This window comes from Pseudomonas palleroniana, assembly GCF_022836895.1.
GTDB lineage: Bacteria > Pseudomonadota > Gammaproteobacteria > Pseudomonadales > Pseudomonadaceae > Aquipseudomonas > Aquipseudomonas palleroniana.
Genome location: NZ_CP092411.1, coordinates 2573374 through 2589284 on the forward strand (window position 1 = coordinate 2573374; position 15911 = coordinate 2589284).

Below are 15911 nucleotides of genomic sequence, written 5' to 3' on the forward strand. Positions count from 1 at the left end.
TTGCGAAGAATCACGCCATGCACCTGCGCAACATTGCAGTTGGGCTGTCGGCCCTTGTTTTGCTCTCTACCGGGGCACAAGCCCGCAGTCTGTTGGACTTTATCAAACCACCGGCCCAGGCACACAGCTCGCACTCCGGTTCGATCAGCCAGGGGGCCGCTCTCGACCTCTATTCCAACCAGCAGAAAAAGCCCACGTTTGACGGTTGTGCCGATCTGTTCCCCGCTGCGACGCCGATCAACCTTGCCACCGTGCCGGTTTCGATGAAGCCCCTGGCGCTGTGCTCGGACAACTTCGCAGTGCTCTATTCGCAAACCAGCAGGACACCGCTGGTGGTGGTCGAACGCCTGAATGCCGTGCAGTTGAAAGATGCCAAGGGCGAGGAGCGCACCAACCAGTTCTACCCGGACCCACGCATTCCCAAGGACGGTCGCGCAGAACTGAGCGACTATCGCGGCCAGCATCCGGCGATGGATCGCGGTCACCAGTCCCCGGCCGCCGACGCACCGAGTGCCAATGCCATGGCGCAATCCTTCGCGCTGTCGAACATGGTGCCCCAAGACCCGACCAACAACCGCAAGATCTGGAGCAAGGTCGAAGCGGACGTGCGTAAATTTGCCACCCGTGCCGGTGGCAATGTCTTCGTGTTCACTGGGCCGCTGTTTGACCCGGGCTACAGCACCATGGGCGCGCACAAGGTCTGGGTGCCGACGCGCCTGTTCAAACTGGTGTACGACGCTTCGTCAAAACGCGCCTGGGCCTATGTGCTGCCTAACGCCGAGACTCGCATCCAGAAGCCGATGGACTACGACACTTTTGTCAAAAGCACCGGGCTCAGGTTGCTGGGTAATTTGCCGGTCGCGGGGTCCGTCGGGCGGACCTGATCCGTCCACCTTATCTGGCCTTCTTCAATGCCTTGAGCCGCTGCGTCGCACGTTGCACAGCGGCCATTTTCTCGGGACGCTTCATGCGTTTCCATTTGCGGATGTCGTCCTTGCTGCGTCCGCAGCTGACGCACAGGTCACCGCTGAGCTGGCAGATGGAAATGCAGGGGTTTTCAATATCTTTGGCCAAGGTCTCACCCGGGTGCGCAGTAAAGGCCGCCGTTAGGCGGCGTGAAATTCGACCGTGAGGTGACTCACCTCATGGACAGGTTCAAGGCGCTCGCGAATGCTCTCGGCATTGGTCGAGCGGCCGACCACGCTGACAATCGCCGCATATGCCTCGGGGCCGACTCGCCAGACGTGCAAGTCGGTAATCCTGGCATCGCCGGGTTGTTCAACCAACTCGCGGATCTCGGCAGCGACCTGTTCATCGGTCTGGTCCAGCAACACACCGGCGGTGGCCTTCATCAGGCTCCAGGCCCATCGCGCAATCACGAGGGCGCCGACAATGCCCATCAGTGGGTCCAGCCACACCCAACCCAGGTAGCGGCCCGCCAGTAACGCGGCGATGGCGAGCACCGAGGTCAAGGCATCGGCGATCACGTGCACATAGGCCGAGCGCATGTTGTTGTCGTGGCCGTGCGGGTGATGATCGTGGTCGTGGTCATGCCCGTGGCTATGGCCGTGACCCAGCAGCAGCGCACTGAGGATATTCACCGCCAGGCCCAACACGGCGATCAGCGTCGCCGTCCCGAACTGCACCTCGGCAGGCTGCAGCAGGCGAATCACCGACTCGATAGCAATGCCCAGGGATACCAGCGCCAGGATCAGCGCCGAGGCGAAGCCGCCCAGGTCGCCGACTTTGCCGGTGCCGAAGCTGTAGCGCGGGCTGTTCGCATGACGTTTGGCGTAGGCGTAGGCCGCAGCGGCAATGCCCAAGGCGCCGGCATGCGTAGCCATATGAAAGCCGTCAGCCAGCAGGGCCATGGAACCGGTCAACGCGCCGGCGGCGATTTCCGCCACCATCATGACGACGGTCAGCAACACCACCCAGAGGGTGCGCCTGGCGTTTTCTTCGTGGGATGAACCGAGGAATACATGCTCGTGGGTGTGGGGCGTGAGAGTCATTTGGAATACCGCCGGATGGCTTCGAGCAACTCTTCGACCCCTTTGTTGCGAGCTTCTTCGCTAAGGGACGGATCGGCCACATGGGCCCTGGCGTGGTCTTCGATGATTTCCTCCATCAGCCCGTTGATGGCGCCACGGGTGGCGGCCACCAGATGCAGGGTCTTGGCACAGTCGGCGTCTGACTCCAGCGCTTTTTCGACTGCCTGGATTTGCCCGGCGATGCGTTTGACGCGTTTGATCAAGCTGTCTTTGTTCGCGGCTATATGGCCCATGGCATACCCCCCCTACCTATGATGGGGCGGATCATTGCATACCCCGCCCCCCTATACAACGCGAGGCGTCGAGCGGTTGCCGAGAGCTGGTATGTCATGATGTCCGAATCCGTCCTCGGCTGGTCCGGCCTGTGCCTGTTGCGTACCGGGTGGCGCGCCTACCATGGCGTCTGAAATTCATACCACGAGGACTGTCCATGAAGCGCAAAGCCCTGATCGTGATCGATGCCCAGCATTCGTTCCGCCATTCCACCTACTGGTCCGAAAATGACCTGCCTGACTACCTTGCCAAACAACAGGCCCTGATTGATGGGTGTGTCCAGCAAGGCATTCCGGTGATACAAGTCTTCCATGTTGAAGACCAGGGGCATTTTTCGATGGCATCGGGCAACGTCAGAACCTTGAGCGAGTTGTCGATCGAGCCGGCCTTGGTCATCCACAAGCGCTACCACAGTGCTTTTGCCGGCACGCCCCTGGCGGCACGGTTGACGGAGATGGGGGTGGACACATTGATCATCAGCGGTATTCGCACCGAACAATGCTGCGAAACCACCACGCGGCAGGCGTCGGACAGCGGCTTTACCGTCGACTTTGTCAGCGAGGCGACGCTGACCTTCCCCATGACTCACGCGCGCAGTGCGCGGGTCTACACTGCGGCCGAGATCCGCGAGCGCACAGAGCTGGTGCTCGAAGACCGCTTTGCGCGCATCGTCACCGTCGCCCAGGCCTTGGAGGCCTGACCGTGAGCGTGCCGGTGCTGTTCGTGTTGCTGCCCAATGTGCTGATGCTGGACCTGGCAGGCCCAGCCGAAGTGCTGCGCCTGGCGGCTCAGGTCGAGGACCCGGCCGTCATCGATTTTGACCTGCAGTACGTCAGCCCGGTGGAGTCCCTGCAAACCTCCATCGGTTTGCCGCTGGCCGGCTTGGCTCCACTTCCAGCGGTCCTGGCACCCGGCACCCTGGTGGTGTTGGTGGGCTCCACGTCGAAGGTGAGCAAGGCACGCCAACAGGCGTTCGAGGTGGCCAGTCAGGCGCTGACCCAGTGGCTGCAGAACGTGTATGCACCTTCGGGCGAGCGGCTGGTATGCGTCTGTGCGGGAGCGTTGAGTGCCGCCAGGGCCGGATTGCTGGATGGGCGCCAGTGCACCACGCACCATGCGCTGTGCGCCACATTGCAGGCCGTGGCGCCCAAGGCCCGGGTCCTGGAAAACCGGCTTTACGTCACTGACGGTCCGGTGAGTTGCAGCGCCGGTGTCACTGCGGGGATCGACCTGATGCTGCACCTGCTTGCCGAGCTGGCCGGCCCACGCCTGGCCTGCACGGTCGCTCGGGACATGGTGGTGTATATGCGCCGCAGTGGTGCCGACCCGCAATTGTCGCCCTGGATCGCCGGGCGTAATCATCTGCATCCGGCCGTGCATCGGGTGCAGGACGCCATCGCTGCCGCCCCCTGTGAAGCCTGGACCGTCACGCGCATGGCGGCGTTGGCCTGCACCAGCAGTCGTCACCTGGCGCGGCTGTTCCACGAGCACGTCGGTAGCAGCCCGCTCGACTACCTGCATCGGCTGCGACTGGCCGTGGCCCGTGAACTGTTGGCCGAGTCGGCCCTGGGTATTGAAACGGTCGCTGAGCGCGCAGGCTTTGGTTCGGCACGCCACCTGCGGCGCATCTGGAGCAAATACGAAGCCGGCACGCCTTCCAGCCTGCGCCTTCTGGTTGATGCCGGCTGATGGTTCAGCAGGACGTGTCGGCGGACGTGGTCGGCTCTTGAGCCGCTTCAGCCGCCAGTTTCGCGCGGTCGGCTTTGCTGATGTATTTGTCTTTGCTTTTCGGCGCCAATTTGGCGCTGGCCTTTTTGGCCTTGGCCTTGAAGAGCTGCTGGAGTTTCTTTTGGCGATTCATGTCTTTTACCTGGGTTGTACAGACCCGGATGATATCAGTTTAAAAAAACGGCCCGTTACCTGAGTCGCTTTTTAGCGTCGATCTGTACATTGAACCGCGAGTCCTTTTGCCAATAATCCGGTCGGGTATCCAGCGTAAACGGAAGACCCTGATGAGCACCCACACCCGCACAAAACGTATGACGGTCCCGCAACTGGTGGCGATGAAGGGCCAGCAGAAAATCGTCTCATTGACCGCATACTCCAGCGCCATCGCCCGGCTGATCGACCCCTGGGTCGACTTCATTCTGGTCGGCGACTCCACCGCAATGGTCGGTTATGGCCGCGCCTCGACCTTGAGCATGCAATTGGAAGAAACCATCGGGCATACCCGCGCCGTGGTCGACAGCACGCAGCTGGCCTGTGTGATTGCCGACATGCCCTTCGGCAGTTATCAGGAGTCCTTCGAGCAGGCCTTCCGCAATTGTGCCCAGGTGCTGGCGCGCACGGGCTGCGATGCGGTCAAGCTGGAGGCCAATCAGGCGCTGGCGGGAACGGTGGAATTTCTGGTGGCGCGAGGGATTCCGGTAATGGCCCATGTGGGGTTGATGCCGCAGTTCGTCAATGTGATGGGCGGTTTCAAGGCCCAGGGCCTCACGGCGCAAACCGGTGCGGTGATTGCCGAAGACGCCCGCGCCAACCTCGAGGCGGGCGCCTTCAGCCTGTTGCTGGAAGGTGTGGCCGAGGGCGTGGCGCGCCAGATCACCCTGGACTCAAGCATGCCCACCATCGGCATTGGCGCGTCGCCGGCGTGCGACGGCCAGGTACTGGTTACCGAAGATGTGCTGGGCCTGGGCAGCGGGCACCTGCCGCGTTTCGTCAAACAGTATGCGGATGTCAGTGAAGTGATTCGCGATGCCTGCGCCCGCTTTGCCGACGACGTGCGCCATGGCCGCTTTCCCGAAGCGCGTCACTGTTACGGGCTTTGACGGATCGCCTCGGCCAGTTGGTGTACCGCCTGGGCGATATCCTTGTTCCAGTCGAGGGTAAAACTCAGGCGCAGATGCTGCTGCCAGGCGCCATGCTGGCTGAACAATTCACCTGGGGCGATGACGATGCGCCGGGCCAGCAAGGGTTCGAACACCCGCCGCATCTGCACCGGGCGCCTGGCCTGCAACCAGAAACTCGCGCCGCCTTGGGGCACTTGAACGTGCCACAGATCGTGGACCTCCAGCAGGGCTTTGAGTTGGTTCATCCGCGTCAATAGCTGCGCACGAAGTGCTTTTAAATGGGCGTCGATGCGTTTGGAGGTCAACAGCTTGGCGATGGCTCTCTGACGGATCGGCGAAAGGCGAAACCCGCGCTCCAGAAAAAACCGCTGTAACGCCGGCCGCTGCCCGCGGCATAGCACGTACCCGTAGGGCGCTTCGGAGCCGATCACTTTGTCGAAGGTGGAGAACACCAGCAGTCTGCTGGGGTCTGCAAAGTCGCGATAGCGCGCAGGGTGTGCAGCAAAACACAGCTCGCCGTAGGTGTCGTTCTCGAACAGCCAGATATCCCGTTCCGCCAGCCAACGGCAGATCTGCTGCTTGTCCTGCGCCGGCATCAGGCCGCCCTGGGGAATATTCACGGTCGACGAGAACACCGCCAATCGAATCGGCTCTTGCCGGAGCAAGCCACTGAGCGCCACCAGGTCGAAACGCCCGTCGGCGTCGAGGTGCAACTCGATCACACGCACCTTCGCCGCTTCCAGTTGACGCAACACCGCCCACGAGCAGGGCGACTCCACCAGCGCTACCGTGCCCGCCAGGTTCAGGGCATTGAGGGCAATGGCCAGCACGCTGTGCAGGTCTGCGCCGATATACACCTCATCGGCTTGCCAGTAGCGGTCGGTGGAGTGGGTGTAGCGCGCGGCCAATGCGGCGCGCAATTCGGGCTCGCCGAATGGCAGGTACAGGGGCGCAAGCGAGCGCGGATACTGCCGCGCCAACTCGCGCTCGATCATCCACAGTGGGTTTTCCAGAGACAGCAACAGGGCGGGTGCATCGCTACTCAGCGCCAGCATTCCCGGTTGACGTGCGTTGGCGAATACCTGATCGAGCAGGTTGGAAGGGCGGGGGGCCAACGTGCCGCCGGGGAGGGCTTTGATGAAGTAACCGAACTTGGCTCTGGCTTCGACCCGCCCCTCATCTTCAAGCAGCGCATACGCGTACTTGGTGGTCGACACCGACACTCCCAGGCGCCGCGCCAGTTGGCGCAGCGACGGTAGTTTTTGCTCGGTGTGCACAGGGGCCGCCTCGATCAACTCGACGAGGTAGCGATACACGGCTTGATAGGCAAAAGAGTTGTGCTGGGTTTTTTCCATGATCACTCGAAGCGTTCGACCGCTAATGATGGCGCGCCCATCAGGGGTTGGTCCGGCCCAGTATCCTGCAAGGCGATGCCATACGGAAATCCACGCTCAAGACACCGTTAACCCGCCGGTGCTGGCCTGGGCTCGGGTTGCGCGCCGTGCCATCACCCAAGCCAATACCGGCGCCAGGGTAAACAGCGCGAACAGCCATTGTGCCGCATTGGCGATGCCGGCATTGCCGGTCGCATCATTGATGCCCGCCACGTTGGAGATCACGCCCGCCAGTGCCGCGCCCATGGCCATGGCGAACAGTTGCAGAGTGGTAATCGACGCAGCGGCCGTGTCTTTGTCCTGCTCCGACGCCACTTGCAGAATGCGCGTCAGCAGGTGCGGCCAACCCAGGCCAATGCCGAAACCTACCAGGAACATTCCGAGGCAGATGGGCGCCAGCCGTGCCCATCCGCCCAGGCTGGCCATGGGGGTGGTGATTGCCAGCAGCACCAGTCCGCCCACGATAAACAGCGGCCCGGCGAGGATGGCGCGTTGTGCACTGCGGCCTGTCCAGCCGGAGCTGAGGATTTCCGAGACGGTCCAGCCGACGGCCATCAGTGCCGCCATATAACCGGCATACAGCGGCGACTGGCCGTGCAGGTGCTGCAGAAAGTACGGCATGAAAATTTCGCTGCTCATGCCGATCACCAGCAGGCAGATGGTCGCATAGAGCGCACAAAGCGGGGTGTTGAACCTCAACGCGTCCCTGGGCAACAGGCGGATCGAGGCGCTGGACTCGTGCCGGATCAGCAGAAATACCAGCCCGGCACAGGCCGCAATGCCCAGCAGGTTCCAGCTCGGCAGCGACGAGACGCTGCCCGCACACACGGCCAGCACCGCAGCGGCCAGCAGCACCAGTTGCGGCACGGGCAAGCGGCTGGCGCTGTCCGTGGCGTTGTCACGGGGTGGCAGCGCACGGTGAGTGAGCACGATGTAGGCGAGGCTCACCGGCACCATGGCGCCGAAGGCGTAGCGCCAGGCGTCCAGTTCGGCGAACACGCCCCCCACGGCCGGGCCTACCAGCGTTGCGACGCCCCACATGCCCGACACCAAGGCCATTGCCCGGGGCCACAGGCGTTCTTCGAACACCAATTGGATCATCGAATAACACAGGGCCAGCAACATCCCGCCGCCCAGCCCCTGGATCAAACGCCCTGCGAGCATCACCGGCATGCTCGGCGCCAGTGCGCAGATCAACACGCCGACCATGAAGATCAGCGTGGCGACGGTATAGGCCAGCCGCGGGCCGGTGTGTTGCAACAGCTTGGAGGTGAGGGCGGAACCGAGGATCGAGGCCACCACGTACAGCGTGGTGCTCCATGCATAGAGCGCCAACCCGCCGATTTCAGCGACCACCGACGGCAAGATAGTGGTGGCGATGTAAGTGTTGGTGGCATAGAGCGCTATGCCGCCGGAGAGGGCGATGGAACGAGCGGCGTTCTTGCCGCGCAGCAATTCGCCCCAACTGCTGTCATGGGTTTGCATCGACTATTCCTTGTTGTGCTGTCGGGCTTGGTTTGATTTGCCAAGTAATAGCTTTGAATATTGCGATGCGGCGATTTATTTTGTCAAGAAATGGCTTGGAATATTCATCACAGGTGACCTCTGCCCGCGTTCCATCGAAGGCTCAACGGCTTGCCTCCAGCGCTGACGCGACTTCCTCGGCGACCTCCCTGAACGCCCGCGCCGCCGCTGACGGGTACACCCCTTTACGCTGCATCAACACGGCCGTGCGTTGCAGGCGCTGTGGCCCCAGTTCAATCGCGACCAACCCCGGATGCGCCCGCGCAATGGCGGCGGGCAACAGGGTCGACAGGGTCGTCCTGCGCACTCCCTCAATCAGCGCGCCGATGACGTTGGCCTCCATCACCACGCGTGGGCGAATGCCGTGTTGGTTGAAGTAGAGGTCGATTTGCTCGCGGGTAGCGAACGCTTGGCTCAACAAAATCAGGGATTCGGCGTTCAGCGCCGGCAGGCCGATAGTCCGTTCCCCGGCCAGCGGATGCTGACAGCCGACCACCAGCGCCAGGGTTTCAACCAGCAGTGGGGTGGCCTCGATGTCCTGCGCGTGCACCTCATCAAAGGCGATCCCCACGTCCAGCTCGTCGGCCAGTAGCTGGCGTTCCAGCGCTTCCTGGGCGACCTCATGCAGGCTCAAGGTGATGTTCGGATAGCGGCGGTGGAAAGCTTCCATCAGCGGCCCGACAAGGTAAGTGGTGAAGGTGGGCGTGAACGCGATCCGTAGCGACCCCCGGCTCAAATCGCCTACGTCATGAATCGCACGCTGACCTTGCTGCAGCTCCTGCGCGGCCCTCAATGCGTAACGCTGGTAAACCTCGCCGGCATCGGTCAGGCGTGTCTTGCGACCCGAGCGATCGAATAATTGCGCGCCGAGGCTTTCCTCCAACTGCCGTATTTGCTGTGAGAGCGCCGGTTGCGAGACATGCAAGGCCTCGGCCGCTTTGGTAAAGCCTGCGTGTTGTGCCACGGCCAAAAAGTACTGGATGTGCCGTGCCAGCATGTTTGATTTCATAAGATTATCTAATGCTCTGGATAATATTTGAGACTTTTACCTTATTTAGACTGCTGCGTAACCTCTGCTCCATCGCATCGCGAACCCACGGAGTCACCCATGCAAGACATCATCGAAGGTTTCCTGAAGTTTCAACGCCATGCCTTCCCCGAGCGCGCCGGCTTGTTCAAAGACCTCGCCAACCAGCAGAGCCCGCGAGCGCTGTTCATCTCCTGCTCCGACAGCCGCCTGGTGCCTGAGTTGGTCACGCAGCGCGAGCCAGGCGACCTGTTCGTGATCCGCAACGCCGGCAATATCGTGCCGTCCTACGGCCCGGAGCCCGGAGGTGTGTCGGCCTCGGTGGAATACGCGGTGGCTGCCCTGCAAGTCAGCGATATCGTGATCTGTGGGCATTCCGATTGCGGTGCGATGACCGCCATCGCCACCTGCACGTGCCTGGACCACATGCCCGCCGTAGCCGGCTGGTTGCGTTACGCCGATTCTGGCCGGGTGGTCAACGAGGCCCGCCAGCATGTCGATGTGCCCGCGAAAGTCGCCGCCATGGTGCGTGAAAACGTGATCGCGCAATTGGCCAATATCCAGACTCACCCTTCGGTTCGCCTTGCCCTTGAAGAGAGGCGGGTGACCCTGCATGGCTGGGTCTACGACATCGAAAGCGGCGGCATCCAAGCCTTCGACAACCGTACCGGCAAATTCGTCGCCCTCGCCGACAACCCGAGCGTGCGGGCCGTTTCGCACTAACCCCTGATGTTTACCCACGGAGATAAACCATGATCCAGTCGCAAATCAGCCAGAACACCCGCCTTGCCCTGACCGACGTCATCCTGTTGGCCAAGGCCCGCAAAGACCTGTCGTTCGCCCAGATTGCCGAAGGCACCGGCCTGCATGAAGCCTTCGTTACCGCCGCCTTGCTAGGCCAGCACCCACTGCCGGCGGACGCCGCGCAAAAGGTGGCCGACACCCTGGGCCTGGACGCGGACGCGGTCGCCCTGCTGCAAACGATTCCGTTGCGCGGCAGCCTCGGCAACGGCATTCCCACCGACCCGACGATCTACCGCTTCTACGAAATGATTCAGGTCTACGGCACCACGCTCAAGGCGCTGGTTCACGAGAAGTTTGGCGACGGCATCATCAGCGCCATCAACTTCAAGCTGGACGTCAAAAAGGTCGATGATCCGGACGGCGGCTCCCGCGCCGTGATCACTCTGGATGGCAAATACCTGCCGACCAAACCGTTCTGATCGCGAGATAAAAAAACCGGCGCCGTGAGGCGCCGGTTCACGTTGCAGCAAAATCCAGCAGGTCTCGGGCTCCGAATGACTACGGCGCTTCGAAGCCCTCGTAATTCAGGGAAATCCCATCGTCTTTGGGGTAGCTCACATACACCACTACCGCATCGCTGTTATCCACCAGGGCGAACGGCCATTTGCCGTTGGCCTTGCGCATGCGTTCATACAACGGCAGGTAAAAATCCTTGGTCTGGCCGCGCGGGTCGTAGGGCGCTTGCACATGGAAAACCGGGTAGTGCCCATCGTTGCAGAGCTGGATGCGTTCAAGCTGAAAATGGTTTTTCTCCAGCAGCGCACGGGTCGGGTGTTGCCAGGTGGCGAGATCGACGTCTTGGCAGTCGTGGGCGGTGTCGGTGTAGAGCGTGGTGTCTTTCAGGACGGGGAGCGCGCAGGCCACACCGGGTAAAAGCACCAGTACCCAGGCGGCGAGGGATACTTTCATTGTTTAACGTCCTTGATATGGGGGGCACATCATGACGTGAAATGGGCGGGTTGAGTAGAGGCTGTGCGGGACTAGGAAGTTGCTGACGAAGTCTTACTTTCAAGTATGACAGATGAGGACTTCGTGTTTTTAGGAAGTTGTGGGGTTACTTGAGTTGATAAAACGTGCAAGGGTAATAGCGTGATTCATACGGCTGGATTGATTGGAACCTTAGGTACTCAACTTTTGACGCTATGGTGATGATTATGAAAAGCTCGACGGCTTTGTGGTTTTGTGTGAGTGCGCGAAATTTTATTCTAGCTTTGTTAGGGGCAGCGCTGATTTCTGCCAGCGGAGAAGTTTTCGCGTTGGAGCGACTGATCACTAAAACAAGTGCGCCTGGCTCTGTCCTTGTTCTGTCGACTTCGAATGAAGATCCAGGCTTCGGATCGACAAGTTTTTATGTTAATACCTCGGATATCCCCACAGGTACCCTTACCGATCCCAAGCAGTTGTTGGAGATCCAATGGAGAACGACCTATTACCCTCAAAGTATCAAGGAGGAGGTGAAACTGTGTTACTACCGTCCCTACAGCTCTCAAGAAAATTGTGCCGTTATTTATCCTAATACCTCCGGAACGCTGTCGGACTTTAATGATCAGGCTTTCAATCACGGTTCACGAGTGATTATCCGACATTCTGTCTGGGGAGGGATTCCACCTTTGGCACACCCCGCGGGAGTAGATTCGGTAACATTCAGATATAGGGATTAATGAAGTGTAATGTGTGTTCGGTCAAGTTTAGTGTGAGCTGTTTTGCGTAGTGATAATTCAGGGTTGTTCTTATATAGCAATGTTGTTCAGGGGTGCATGCCCATGATTATTTTAAGTTCTTATACATCCTTGCCTGACAGCCGTGTGGCAGGCAAGGCTGGTAACGTTGCTATCCCGTCCCTCGCTCTACCTGATAAAAATAAGATGGATGTCGCTGTTGTCACGGGTGGAGACCCTGCAACCAGCAGCGTTTCGCCGCTTGCTCGTCAGTTGAATGAAGCCGCAACGCGTGCTGAAGCCCGTATCGACCAGAAGAACACCAACCCAATCGATTCGATTATCGGCACCTACTATCTCGCCAATAAAACACAGCATGATGTAGAGATTCCCGACACGACTGATCCGGAGCTTCTGGCACGGGCCCGTCAAGCGACAGGTTTCGTCAACGGAGTCGACAGCAATCCTTTTAAAGGCGTTGTGCGTGACCAGCTCAGCTTGATTGCCCATGACGCGGGTGGTTCTTTCACCATCAATGAGCGGCGTGCGGCATGGGAAGAGTTGCAATCAACGCCAGCGCCCAGCTTGAAGTCGATACCTGTCAACGGGCGAGACCTGATGATTTCGCGCTTGTTTCGCGGCACTGAGCCACCCGTTGCCCTTCCACCTGCCACCTTCTACAACATGGCTCAAAACCCCTGCGACTTTCTTACTATTGAGGATCGAAACTTAATTGCGGATATGTTTGCTTATGCTCAAGCGGAGGGCGCTAACCTGGCTCATGTCACTCAAGTGGCCGTGATCCTGGGTGACTATCGGCGCTCCAGTGACGGTCGGCAAACGGTGGGTGGCAATAATGGTTATGACGCCGACGGCTACCGGGTCACTTTCGATTTCAAGAAAGAGGAGGCGCAGATCGCCTCTCGCATCCTGAACGGTTCGGCGATCAACAGCACCCGTGTCGATCAGGGTTTTTTGCGGTACATCCTGCATCCGGACCACGGGGCGTTCACCAACCTTGGCGGCATACCGTTCCTGGAGCGAATGGTGAACAAATTCTCCAATGAAGGCGATGATCAACCGCCCCTTGGCAGCGAGTTCGCCACCTTCAAAAAAATCAGCTTCGAAGACTATGCCGTTCGTACCACAAACAAGGCCATAAGGCTGCCGCCCGACAAATCAGTCGCCGTCGTCATCAACGGTGTCTGGAGCCTCACCGAATATGGCAAGGCTTGCGGTTATGCGATTGACTCGGCCACTGGCAGATTGAGCACGCCGTCGGACTCCCCTGGCGAGAAAACGCCGCCGCCCTCAACCCTGGGTGTACCTGCCACCGACGCGGCTAATCGCACGATTTTGGATGCCCTCGCAGAGACCCGCGATCAGCCCACCCAGCGCTGGATCTGGCCTGGTCACTTATTCACGATATTGAGAAATATCAAGCCCTGATACCTCAAGCCGCCAACCTTACAATGCGCTGCATCGAACGACGTGCCTAGCGCACCAGGCAAGGCTGCTTGTTATTGAAGCGCCAGCCCGGGATCAGGAACTGCATGGCCACGCTGTCATCCCGCGCACCCAGGCCCATGCCTTTATAGACTTCGTGGGCCTTGGCCACCGCGTCCATGTCGATCTCCACACCCAGGCCCGGCTTGGCCGGCACCTTCACGTAGCCACCTTCGATTTTCAGCGGTTCGCGCGTCAGGCGTTGGCCGTCCTGCCAGATCCAGTGGGTGTCGATGGCCGTGATATCACCGGGTGCCGCCGCCGCGACCTGGGTGAACATCGCCAGGGAAATATCGAAGTGGTTGTTGGAGTGCGAACCCCAGGTCAGGCCCCAGTCGTTGCACATCTGCGCCACGCGCACCGAGCCTTGCATCGTCCAGAAATGCGGATCGGCGAGGGGAATGTCCACGGACTGCAACTGGATGGCGTGGCCCATTTCGCGCCAGTCGGTGGCGATCATATTGGTCGCGGTCTTGAGGCCCGTGGCACGGCGGAATTCAGCCATGACTTCGCGGCCTGAATAGCCATTTTCCGCACCGCATGGGTCCTCGGCATAGGCGAGCACATGGTGTTGGTCACGGCACAGGCGGATGGCTTCCTTGAGTGACCAGGCCCCGTTCGGGTCGAGGGTGATGCGCGCATCCGGGAAGCGTTCGGCGAGGGCGGTAACCGCTTCGATTTCCGCATCGCCGCTCAAGACACCACCCTTGAGCTTGAAGTCGTTGAAGCCATATCTGGCTTTGGCGGCTTCGGCCAGGCGCACCACGGCCTCACTGGTCAGGGCTGGTTCGTGGCGCAAGCGCAACCACTCGTCCTCTGCGTGCGCCTCGTTGCGGTAGGCCAGGTTGGTCGTTGTGCGGTCGCCGATATAGAACAGGTAACCGAGCATTTTTACCGCATCGCGCTGTTGGCCTTCGCCGAGCAGGGCAGCCACCGGCACTTCAAGGTATTGGCCCAGCAGGTCGAGCAGGGCCGCTTCCACGGCGGTGACCGCATGGATGGTGATGCGCAGGTCAAAGGTCTGCAGCCCACGGCCCGCAGCATCGCGTGAGGCAAAGGTGCTGCGCATCTGGTTGAGGATGCGCTGGTACTGGCCGATGGGGTGGCCAACTACCAGGCTGCGCGCGTCCTCCAGGGTTTCGCGGATGCGTTCGCCGCCGGGCACTTCACCGACGCCGGTATGGCCGCTGCTGTCCTTGAGAATCACGATATTGCGGGTAAAGAAGGGGCCGTGGGCGCCGCTCAGGTTCAGCAGCATGCTGTCATGGCCGGCCACGGGGATGACTTGGAAGTGGGTGATGACGGGGGTAGTCATGGTGATGTCCTGAATGGGCTCAAAGAGGTTTGCTGATAGCGGTGGCCGTTGGTGTAACGCTTGGCGCAGGCAACGCGGCAGAGGGCGACGTCTTGGCGAAGAACACCAGAATCGCCGCCAGCACCGAGGTGCCGGCCAGGCCATAGAGGCCGCCCTGGATCGAGCCGGTGGTCTGCTCCAGAAAGCCGAACGTGGTCGGTGCCACGAAACCGCCCAGGTTGCCGATGGAGTTGATCAGGGCGATCACGGCGGCGGCGATGCGCACGTCCAGGTAACCCTGGGGGATTGGCCAGAACAGCGAAGAGGCGGACTTGAAACCGATGGCTGCAAAACAGATCGCCACAAAGGCAAAGATCGGTCCGCCGGTGGTGGACATGAACATGCCCGCTGCGGCAATCAGTAGCGCAGCGGCAACCCAGGCCTGCTGGAACTTGAATTTGCCCGATAGCGCGGCGAAGGCATACATGGCGATGATCGAGATCAACCACGGGATCGAGTTGAAAAAACCGACCTGCACGTCGTTCAAATCGCCCATCTTCTTGATGATGCTGGGCAGCCAGAAGGTGGCCGCGTAGATCGTCAGTTGGATGCAGAAGTACAAGGCGCAGAACAACAGGATCTGACGGTCCTTGAGCAGCTTGCCGAGGGTCGGCTTGACCGTGGTCAGCGCTTCACGGTCGCGCTGCTCCTGGTCGATGGCGCTCACCAGTGCATCCTGTTCTTCACGGGTCAGCCATTGGGCGTCGTGGGGTTTGGAGTCGAGCCAGAACCACACGAAGAACCCCAACGCCACGGACGCCAGGCCTTCGATGGCGAACATCCATTGCCAGCCGTGGAAACCGAACCCTTCGATCTGCAACAACGCGCCCGACAACGGCCCGGAAATCAGTGAGGCCACGGCCGAGCCGCTGAGGAAGATGGCGATCGCTTTGCCGCGTTCAACACCCGGCAGCCAGCGGGTGAAGTAGTAGATCACCCCCGGGAAAAAGCCCGCTTCGGCCACGCCCAGTAAAAAGCGCAGGATGTAGAAGTGGGTTTCGTTCTGGATGAACGCCATCAGCGTGGCGACGATGCCCCAGGTGAACATGATGCGGGTCAGCCAGATCCGTGCGCCGACCTTCTGCAGCAGCAGATTGGAGGGCACTTCGAAGAGCGCGTAGCCGATGAAGAACAGTCCGGCACCCAGGCCATAGGCGGCGGCGCCGATGCCCAGGTCGTGCTCCATATGCGTGCGCACGAAGCCGATATTGACCCGGTCGATGTAGTTGAGGATGAACATGATCACGAACAGGGGGAGCACATGGCTCTTCACTTTGCTGACGGTGCGGCTGAGCACCGATTCGTTTTCTGCAGCGGCGGATGCTGGATTTGAATGGCTCATGACTCGAAAACTCCCCCTGATTTATTTTTATGCGGGTTTGTGTGTTGTTGATAGACATCATACAAGTGGTGTTCTTGGATTCGCAATTGGGTGATTGATGTTTTTGTGCTTATAAGGCCGCCATCGAAA

The 15911-nt window shown here is 60.4% G+C and carries 17 protein-coding genes; 7 read left to right on the forward strand and 10 right to left on the reverse strand.

Features of this window, described 5'->3' with window-relative positions; genetic code table 11:
- The first annotated feature begins 17 nt into the window (after positions 1–17).
- Complete coding sequence (locus tag MJP36_RS11795) at positions 18–884, forward strand: DNA/RNA non-specific endonuclease (protein ID WP_244385401.1); 867 nt, start codon at positions 18–20, stop codon at positions 882–884.
- Between the two features lie 10 nt (positions 885–894).
- On the opposite strand, the gene MJP36_RS11800 is transcribed toward MJP36_RS11795, so the two are convergent.
- From MJP36_RS11800 to MJP36_RS11810, 3 genes are read right to left on the reverse strand one after another with little or no spacing between them, the layout of a single operon-like run.
- Positions 895–1074 carry a DUF1289 domain-containing protein gene (locus MJP36_RS11800; RefSeq protein WP_090369728.1) on the reverse strand — a complete coding sequence of 60 codons (180 nt, stop codon included), beginning with the start codon at positions 1072–1074 and terminating at the stop codon, positions 895–897.
- Between the two features lie 32 nt (positions 1075–1106).
- Positions 1107–2012 carry a CDF family Co(II)/Ni(II) efflux transporter DmeF gene (gene dmeF / locus MJP36_RS11805; RefSeq protein WP_198763405.1) on the reverse strand — a complete coding sequence of 302 codons (906 nt, stop codon included), beginning with the start codon at positions 2010–2012 and terminating at the stop codon, positions 1107–1109.
- Complete coding sequence (locus MJP36_RS11810; RefSeq protein WP_060755830.1) at positions 2009–2284, reverse strand: metal/formaldehyde-sensitive transcriptional repressor; 276 nt, start codon at positions 2282–2284, stop codon at positions 2009–2011. The genes dmeF and MJP36_RS11810 overlap by 4 nt, the downstream gene beginning before the upstream one ends.
- A 197-nt stretch (positions 2285–2481) precedes the next feature.
- On the opposite strand from MJP36_RS11810, the gene MJP36_RS11815 reads away from it, so the two are divergent.
- Entirely contained in the window at positions 2482–3024 is a 543-nt protein-coding gene (locus MJP36_RS11815) for a cysteine hydrolase family protein (protein ID WP_244385402.1), read from the forward strand.
- A 2-nt stretch (positions 3025–3026) separates the two neighbouring features.
- The gene (locus tag MJP36_RS11820; protein ID WP_244385403.1) at positions 3027–4013 is read left to right on the forward strand and encodes a GlxA family transcriptional regulator; all 987 of its coding nucleotides are present in this window, start codon (positions 3027–3029) and stop codon (positions 4011–4013) included.
- Positions 4014–4017: 4 nt separating this feature from the next.
- Here the strand turns inward: MJP36_RS11820 and MJP36_RS11825 are convergent, their stop codons facing one another.
- On the reverse strand, positions 4018–4185 hold the full coding sequence (locus MJP36_RS11825; RefSeq protein ID WP_081087054.1) for a DUF2986 domain-containing protein: 168 nt from the start codon (positions 4183–4185) through the stop codon (positions 4018–4020).
- Between the two features lie 151 nt (positions 4186–4336).
- On the opposite strand from MJP36_RS11825, the gene panB reads away from it, so the two are divergent.
- Positions 4337–5152 carry a 3-methyl-2-oxobutanoate hydroxymethyltransferase gene (gene panB / locus MJP36_RS11830; protein WP_090369740.1) on the forward strand — a complete coding sequence of 272 codons (816 nt, stop codon included), beginning with the start codon at positions 4337–4339 and terminating at the stop codon, positions 5150–5152.
- Here the strand turns inward: panB and MJP36_RS11835 are convergent.
- The 3 genes from MJP36_RS11835 to cynR all read right to left on the reverse strand — a co-directional run bounded on the left by MJP36_RS11835 (position 5140) and on the right by cynR (position 9088).
- Positions 5140–6528, reverse strand: coding sequence for an aminotransferase-like domain-containing protein (locus tag MJP36_RS11835; protein WP_244385404.1), 1389 nt, complete (start codon positions 6526–6528; stop codon positions 5140–5142). The genes panB and MJP36_RS11835 overlap by 13 nt on opposite strands.
- Positions 6529–6624: 96 nt before the next feature.
- Positions 6625–8052 (reverse strand): MFS transporter, encoded by a 1428-nt coding sequence (locus MJP36_RS11840; protein ID WP_244385405.1) that lies wholly within the window; start codon positions 8050–8052, stop codon positions 6625–6627.
- A gap of 142 nt (positions 8053–8194) precedes the next feature.
- Positions 8195–9088: a transcriptional regulator CynR gene (cynR, locus tag MJP36_RS11845; RefSeq protein ID WP_244385619.1), complete on the reverse strand. Its 894-nt coding sequence runs from the start codon at positions 9086–9088 to the stop codon at positions 8195–8197.
- Positions 9089–9199: 111 nt separating this feature from the next.
- On the opposite strand from cynR, the gene MJP36_RS11850 reads away from it, so the two are divergent.
- Both MJP36_RS11850 and cynS read left to right on the forward strand, forming a co-directional pair.
- Entirely contained in the window at positions 9200–9841 is a 642-nt protein-coding gene (locus tag MJP36_RS11850; protein ID WP_060755825.1) for a carbonic anhydrase, read from the forward strand.
- Between the two features lie 29 nt (positions 9842–9870).
- A complete protein-coding gene (gene cynS / locus MJP36_RS11855) occupies positions 9871–10341 on the forward strand; it encodes a cyanase (RefSeq protein WP_060755824.1) in 471 nt (156 codons plus the stop codon).
- 79 nt (positions 10342–10420) lie between these two features.
- Here cynS and MJP36_RS11860 read toward each other — a convergent pair whose 3' ends face one another.
- Positions 10421–10831: a hypothetical protein gene (locus tag MJP36_RS11860; protein WP_244385406.1), complete on the reverse strand. Its 411-nt coding sequence runs from the start codon at positions 10829–10831 to the stop codon at positions 10421–10423.
- A gap of 854 nt (positions 10832–11685) precedes the next feature.
- Between MJP36_RS11860 and MJP36_RS11865 the strand changes: the two genes are divergently transcribed.
- Positions 11686–13029 carry a hypothetical protein gene (locus tag MJP36_RS11865; protein ID WP_244385407.1) on the forward strand — a complete coding sequence of 448 codons (1344 nt, stop codon included), beginning with the start codon at positions 11686–11688 and terminating at the stop codon, positions 13027–13029.
- Positions 13030–13075: 46 nt separating this feature from the next.
- Here MJP36_RS11865 and gudD read toward each other — a convergent pair whose 3' ends face one another.
- Positions 13076–14401, reverse strand: a complete 1326-nt coding sequence (gudD, locus tag MJP36_RS11870; RefSeq protein WP_244385408.1) for a glucarate dehydratase — start codon at positions 14399–14401, stop codon at positions 13076–13078.
- Positions 14402–14420: 19 nt separating this feature from the next.
- On the reverse strand, positions 14421–15782 hold the full coding sequence (locus tag MJP36_RS11875) for an MFS transporter (RefSeq protein WP_060755819.1): 1362 nt from the start codon (positions 15780–15782) through the stop codon (positions 14421–14423).
- Positions 15783–15911: the final 129 nt, after the last annotated feature.

Bases quoted from the DNA above. Each gene is read 5' to 3' on its own strand.
- MJP36_RS11795 (WP_244385401.1), top strand. From the start codon at position 18: ATGCACCTGCGCAACATTGCAGTTGGGCTGTCGGCCCTTGTTTTGCTC.
- dmeF (WP_198763405.1), bottom strand. From the start codon at position 2,012: ATGACTCTCACGCCCCACACCCACGAGCATGTATTCCTCGGTTCATCC.
- MJP36_RS11810 (WP_060755830.1), bottom strand. From the start codon at position 2,284: ATGGGCCATATAGCCGCGAACAAAGACAGCTTGATCAAACGCGTCAAA.
- MJP36_RS11815 (WP_244385402.1), top strand. From the start codon at position 2,482: ATGAAGCGCAAAGCCCTGATCGTGATCGATGCCCAGCATTCGTTCCGC.
- MJP36_RS11825 (WP_081087054.1), bottom strand. From the start codon at position 4,185: ATGAATCGCCAAAAGAAACTCCAGCAGCTCTTCAAGGCCAAGGCCAAA.
- panB (WP_090369740.1), top strand. From the start codon at position 4,337: ATGAGCACCCACACCCGCACAAAACGTATGACGGTCCCGCAACTGGTG.
- MJP36_RS11835 (WP_244385404.1), bottom strand. From the start codon at position 6,528: ATGGAAAAAACCCAGCACAACTCTTTTGCCTATCAAGCCGTGTATCGC.
- MJP36_RS11840 (WP_244385405.1), bottom strand. From the start codon at position 8,052: ATGCAAACCCATGACAGCAGTTGGGGCGAATTGCTGCGCGGCAAGAAC.
- cynR (WP_244385619.1), bottom strand. From the start codon at position 9,088: ATGCTGGCACGGCACATCCAGTACTTTTTGGCCGTGGCACAACACGCA.
- MJP36_RS11850 (WP_060755825.1), top strand. From the start codon at position 9,200: ATGCAAGACATCATCGAAGGTTTCCTGAAGTTTCAACGCCATGCCTTC.
- cynS (WP_060755824.1), top strand. From the start codon at position 9,871: ATGATCCAGTCGCAAATCAGCCAGAACACCCGCCTTGCCCTGACCGAC.
- MJP36_RS11860 (WP_244385406.1), bottom strand. From the start codon at position 10,831: ATGAAAGTATCCCTCGCCGCCTGGGTACTGGTGCTTTTACCCGGTGTG.
- MJP36_RS11865 (WP_244385407.1), top strand. From the start codon at position 11,686: ATGATTATTTTAAGTTCTTATACATCCTTGCCTGACAGCCGTGTGGCA.
- gudD (WP_244385408.1), bottom strand. From the start codon at position 14,401: ATGACTACCCCCGTCATCACCCACTTCCAAGTCATCCCCGTGGCCGGC.
- MJP36_RS11875 (WP_060755819.1), bottom strand. From the start codon at position 15,782: ATGAGCCATTCAAATCCAGCATCCGCCGCTGCAGAAAACGAATCGGTG.